Below are 4,846 nucleotides of genomic sequence, written 5' to 3'. Positions count from 1 at the left end.
GGTGTTGTTTATAGCCGGAGCAATCAGAGCGTGACGCGTTTAATTGTATCCACTGCGCTCGCTCTGTCTCCTTGTGTCGCGCATGTTGTTATCGGAAAACCGGTGCCCATTTTTCCGCGACATGGTCTGGCAGAAATGCTCTAAAGCGTTGCTGCTCCGGTCTCATCCGAACTGACACCGAGTGTTTCCAGTGCAAGTTCAATTTCCCGCAGGTCCTTGTTCAGCCCGTCATCAGGGTCCATGCCGCCTTCTGTTGCGGCGCGCTGAAGATCGCGCGCATCTTCCTGAAGTTTCAGAATAGCAGCAGATTTATCCAGATTGGTGAGGGACATATCTGCGAGGATCTCATTAAGCTGTGCTTTTGTAGAACTGGTCATCAATGGTCTCCTTAGGGTTTGGCTTTGCGGACTGAACTCCTTGACCCGAACATTGCGGCCCTAACACTGCGGCCCTAAAACTGCGAAGGGAGAGGGGGCGGAACTTATCCGCCCGGATCCTGCTTTTTATTGCCGGATTTTTTGTCCCGCGACAGCAATGTTACTGCAATCAGTCCTGCAAGCGGTACTGCTAAAGTTAAAAGCGGTTTCTTGAGCAAGGTCGGCACGGCGGCAACCGCTGCTGCTGTGAGCGCTGCGTTGGTGTCAATGGCAGCGCGTCTTTCTTCTAGACGGCGTTTCTCGGCCTTATCCATTACGCGGTTGACGATATAGGCAAGGATCGCCAGCACCACACAGCCGGTTGTGATTATCAGAGCTGCGATAATCAGACCGTATTTCATCATGAGAATGAAAAAGACTGCGAGGAGCAGAAAGAACGCACCTGTGAGCAGCGCCACGGCCATAATCGCATAGAGAATGGCACTGCGTTTGGCACGCTGCGTTGCGGCCTGCACTTCGCTGCCGATAATGGCTGAAATGACCGGTGTGAACAATTTCAGCATATCAGCGCCGTGTCAGAGCTGCGAAAAGATAACCGAACGCGGCTGCCAGAGCGATCGATGTGACCGGACGTTCCTGAACATAATCGGTGACCTGTTGCTCAAGGGAGCAGGCACTGTCCTTCAGGGAACTCAGAGCATCTTCGCCCTGTTCATAAATATCCTGATAGGCATCGGATGCATCTTGTCTGGCCTGATTGATTTTTCGTGAGCCCATTTCTGTCAGTGTTGCGGCAATCGATGCAATATCTTCTTTAAGCTGGGCAATCTGTGCCTGCAATTCTGCTGTGCTGTCGTCCTGAATGTCATTTACGATTTTGGTATCACGAGCCATGGATGCCTCCGGAAGCTGAAATTTCAAATGACTGAGCAATTTCATTTTCTTTGAGGCTGCTCAGTCATATTGTCTGGGTTCAGAAATATAACGTGGCTTTAACGTAATGGTTCCGTGCATTCATCGCCAGAGAGCAGTTGCGGGGGGCGGAAGACATTCGGCTGCCAAGGTTAATTGCCACAGTTTCCAAAATCAGCTCATGCGGAAGCAGACAGGCATATGCCGGGCATAGCCTGTATTGGAAACCTGATAGAAAGTGCAGGAGTGTCAGGCAATCATAAGAATGAGAGCTGCAATCAGAATACAACCGGCTGTCACATAAAAACCGGTACGTAAGACCGCATTTTCCTGTTGTTCCGGTTCATAAGATCCCGCCATTGCGGTACGGGCGGCAGTTTCAATGGTTTGCATGTCTTTGTGCAACATCTACTGTCTCCGGAGCATGATGATATTGGTGTCAGTCAATAACGGTATGCACTGCATTATGCGGCTTTAATGCGTCAGGTTTATGATTGTTCCTTGTCAGGATCTTAATATTTCCCTGATTATCGGGTTTGTGCTCAAACTTGTTTCAAATTGTCATATTATGGTTTTGCCGCTATAGTGCCCTCATAATCTGGAGCTGCGACTCACCGGAGCTGCATTGCGGATGTGAGAAATCCTTGCGACAGTGATGAAATTCGTAAAACATCCGTTTGTTTTGGTGAATAACTTCCGCTTTCCGGTCAAATAACAGTAGAATGACCGGTTTTTTTAAAACATGACTTGCGAAGTCATGTTTGATGGTTGTATTGCATAACCAGAAAAAGGCAGTTGCTGGTTGATGCAGCACATCCGCATAAATGCGGAGCAGGTTGATCCTGTACAGGCTGGAAATAATACAGGCCGGCTGTCCCTGATAATGAAATGCAGTGAGGTCGTCGCGGTGGTTAAGACAGTGTCCAAGGCAGCAATATCATTCAAGACAGGATTGTCAGCTTTCATTCTTTCCGCTTTTCTTGCGGGCGGTAATGTGCTGACACTTTCAGCGCCAGTTATGGCGCAGGAAGCGCAGCCACAGCAGACTGCCCCGCAAGCCTCTCCGGAAACACAATCTGCGCCTCAGGCAGCGCCATCTGCTCCTGCTGCAGCGCCTGTAGCGCCAGCGGCACAGGCACCGACGTCCGCTCCGGCCACATCTTCTCCTGCCAATGAGCCTGCTGCCTCACAGCCAGCCACAGGCACTGCTGCTCCGGCAGTAACAAATCCTGCTCCGGTCAATCCGGCAGCTCAATCCTCCCAGTCCGCACCGTCCGCCGTAACGCCTGCGCAAACAGAACCTGCCGGCCAGCCGGTCAGTATTGCACCGGAAGCCGGTCAGTCTCAGGCTGCCGCACCGGTTCGTACTGCTGATAACGGCTTGCAGATTCCGCATGATCTTTCCCCTTGGGGCATGTTCATGGCCGCTGACTGGGTTGTTAAAGCCGTTATGATCGGTCTGGCGATTGCATCATTGGCCACATGGACAGTCTGGCTTGCCAAGACACTGGAAATTACCGGTGCCCGCAGCCGTGCCCGTCGCGCCTTGAAGGAACTATCCCATGCGGACAATCTGGCTTCTGCAGTGCAGGCGCTGGATAAAACCCGTGGTCCCGGTGCGCATCTTGTCCGTGCGGCACAGGAAGAGGTAACACAATCTGCATCTGCTGCTGCCTATGTCGGCGGGGAAGGCCTGAAAGAACGCGTTGCTTCCCGCCTCAGCCGTATTGAAGCCGGTGCAGGACGTCGTCTTGCCAAAGGCACCGGTATTCTCGCAACAATTGGTTCTGTTGCACCATTTGTCGGTTTGTTCGGTACTGTATGGGGGATTATGAATTCCTTTATCGGTATCTCCGAAGCGCAGACCACCAATCTGGCTGTTGTGGCGCCGGGTATTGCCGAGGCGCTTCTGGCAACGGCGATCGGTCTTGTCGCCGCTATTCCGGCCGTGATTATTTATAATATGTTTGCCCGTTCGGTGACCGCCTACCGCCATCTGCTGGCCGATGTGAGCGCCGGTGTTGAGCGTCTTGTCAGCCGTGATCTGGATATGCGTGCAGCCCGTGACATTGTGCAGAAACAGGCAGCCCGTCAGAATGTGGCTCAGACTGTTCCGGTCACGAAAGCAGCGGAGTAAAGAATATGGGCAGCCGTTTGCGTGAAGATGCCGGTGATGACCTGCAGGAAAGCCATGAAATCAACGTAACGCCGTTTATCGACGTGATGCTGGTGCTTCTGATTATCTTCATGGTGGCAGCGCCTCTGGCAACCGTTGATATTAATGTTGATTTGCCTGCGGCAAGTGCTACGCCGCAGCCACGTCCTGACAAGCCGGTTTATCTGACGCTGAAGGAAGATCTGAGCCTCAGCCTTGGTAATGATGCGGTTAATCGTGATTTGCTGGCGCCGACACTGGATCGTCTGGCGGCAGGCAATAAAGACACGCGTATTTTCCTCCGTGCAGACAAGACTGTCGGCTATGGCGAGCTGATGAATGTTATGAACCTGCTGCGTGAGGCCGGTTATCTCAAAATCGCGCTGGTCGGTCTGGAAACGCTTGGTGCGGGTGATGCAACCGGTGCACCTGCAGCGGGATCACCGGCAGGTCAGCCTGAAGCTCAAAGCTCGGGCCAAACTTCGGGTCAGACTTCGGGCCAGAATGCAGGAGAGTGAGACGTGAAGGAATTACCGATCGATCATCCGCCGGTTCGGGGTATGAAAAACGGTTCCGCAGTTGAACCGTCATCCGGTCTCTGGAAAGATATGGTGCGCTGGCTGGGTGCCGGTGCCGCCGTGCTGATGGCGCATGCAGCCGGCGCTTATGCTCTACATGCATCGGTACCGGAAATGGTGCCGGATGGTGAGCCGCCTGCAGCGATTATGATGGAGCTTGATCCGGTTCCTCAGGCACCGGAAGTGGAAGAAGATTCCATTGCCCCTTCTGCCGAGGCTTCTCAAAATCCCGATGAAGTTGAAATCGAACCGGAAAAACCGGTGGAACAGGTTGAAGAAGTAACGCCTGAAGAACCTGTTGAAGAGCCTCAGGAAGTGGCTGAAGCTGAGCCGGTAGAAGAAGAAGTTCCGGAAATCATTGAAGCGCCGAAGCCTGAAGTGGTTCTGCCGAAGGTTGTTGAAAAACCTAAGGTCGAAAAGAAAGAACCAAAGCAGGAAAAGCCTAAAGAAAAGCCGAAACCTAAGGAAAAAGCCAAGAAAACTCAGAAAGCTGAGCAGACACAGGCCGCTTCCGCACCGCAAATCAATGCGAAGAATTCTTCCCGCGTTGCGGCTAATGCCAATCGCCAGAGCTCGGCATCTGCCGGTGTCAGTTCGGCAAAATGGCAGTCGAAAGTGCAGGCACATCTTGAGCGTAAGAAACGCACAGCACAGCGCAAGCTTGGACGCGGCGATAAAGGTATTGTGCAGATTGCTTTTGTGATTGATGCAGGAGGCAATGTATTGTCTGCCCGTATTTCGGGGACATCGGGCAATCCGCAAGTGGATCAGGCTGCTTTGACAGCTGTGAAAGCGGCTTCACCGGTTCCGGCACCGCCACCGGC

Annotated in this window: 7 protein-coding genes; 3 read left to right on the top strand and 4 right to left on the bottom strand. The window is 52.8% G+C overall.

Annotation, left to right across the window (positions count from 1 at the left end; genetic code table 11):
• Nucleotides 1-140: 140 nt before the first annotated feature.
• The 4 genes from A918_RS0111925 to A918_RS21830 all read right to left on the bottom strand — a co-directional run bounded on the left by A918_RS0111925 (nt 141) and on the right by A918_RS21830 (nt 1,697).
• Entirely contained in the window at nt 141-377 is a 237-nt protein-coding gene (locus A918_RS0111925) for a hypothetical protein (RefSeq protein WP_022711293.1), read from the bottom strand.
• Between the two features lie 104 nt (nt 378-481).
• The gene (locus A918_RS0111920) at nt 482-940 is read right to left on the bottom strand and encodes a hypothetical protein (RefSeq protein WP_022711292.1); all 459 of its coding nucleotides are present in this window, start codon (nt 938-940) and stop codon (nt 482-484) included.
• A gap of 1 nt (nt 941) precedes the next feature.
• The gene (locus A918_RS0111915) at nt 942-1,271 is read right to left on the bottom strand and encodes a YqjD family protein (protein ID WP_028233720.1); all 330 of its coding nucleotides are present in this window, start codon (nt 1,269-1,271) and stop codon (nt 942-944) included.
• 267 nt (nt 1,272-1,538) lie between these two features.
• Nucleotides 1,539-1,697 (bottom strand): hypothetical protein, encoded by a 159-nt coding sequence (locus A918_RS21830; RefSeq protein WP_022711290.1) that lies wholly within the window; start codon nt 1,695-1,697, stop codon nt 1,539-1,541.
• A gap of 475 nt (nt 1,698-2,172) precedes the next feature.
• Between A918_RS21830 and exbB the strand changes: the two genes are divergently transcribed.
• The 3 genes from exbB to A918_RS20280 form a co-directional block, all read left to right on the top strand.
• The gene (gene exbB / locus A918_RS20285) at nt 2,173-3,426 is read left to right on the top strand and encodes a tonB-system energizer ExbB (protein ID WP_084664789.1); all 1,254 of its coding nucleotides are present in this window, start codon (nt 2,173-2,175) and stop codon (nt 3,424-3,426) included.
• A 5-nt stretch (nt 3,427-3,431) separates the two neighbouring features.
• Nucleotides 3,432-3,962 carry a TonB system transport protein ExbD gene (gene exbD, locus A918_RS0111900; protein ID WP_022711288.1) on the top strand — a complete coding sequence of 177 codons (531 nt, stop codon included), beginning with the start codon at nt 3,432-3,434 and terminating at the stop codon, nt 3,960-3,962.
• 42 nt (nt 3,963-4,004) lie between these two features.
• Nucleotides 4,005-4,846, top strand: an 842-nt coding sequence (locus A918_RS20280; protein WP_051139039.1) for a TonB family protein, incomplete at its 3' end; no start/stop codon positions are given.

It is taken from the genome of Pseudochrobactrum sp. AO18b (assembly GCF_000409565.1).
In the GTDB taxonomy this organism is placed as follows: domain Bacteria; phylum Pseudomonadota; class Alphaproteobacteria; order Rhizobiales; family Rhizobiaceae; genus Pseudochrobactrum; species Pseudochrobactrum saccharolyticum.
Note: the sequence above shows the minus strand (reverse complement) of the source record. Positions and strands in the feature narration are given on the sequence as shown.